General features: G+C 65.9%; 1 protein-coding gene. It reads right to left on the reverse strand.

Annotated elements, in window-relative coordinates:
• A partial coding sequence (locus tag QN345_RS19940; RefSeq protein ID WP_323508210.1) for a transposase occupies positions 1-347 on the reverse strand: 347 nt, incomplete at its 3' end.
• Positions 348-352: the final 5 nt, after the last annotated feature.

Genomic DNA, 352 nt, shown 5'->3' on the forward strand with positions numbered 1-352 from the left:
TCCACCCGGCGGCGGCGCTCGAGGAGCGCGGGGAAGAATGAACCCTGGCGCCGCTTGGGGATCTTCAGGTGCAGGTCCCCGACCGCCGTCGACAGCACGCGCGGGCGGGAGCCGTTCCGCTGGGTGGTGCGGTCTTCGGAACGCTCGAAACGGCCGACACCGATGAGGGCGGTGGCCTCCTCATCGATGAGTTCTTGGCAGAGGGTTTTGGTCGCGACGCGGATGCGGTCGGGGACATGGGTGAGGTTGAGTTCCGCGAGGAGGTCAAGCAGGGCAGACGGGACTGCCCCCGGTTTGGTTGACTCCTGACCTGTGGAGATTCGTCTTCGCTGGAAAGATGTCACCATGCCCA

The sequence above is a fragment of the Cryobacterium sp. 10I1 genome, assembly GCF_035019805.1.
GTDB classification, from domain to species: Bacteria; Actinomycetota; Actinomycetes; order Actinomycetales; family Microbacteriaceae; genus Cryobacterium; species Cryobacterium glucosi.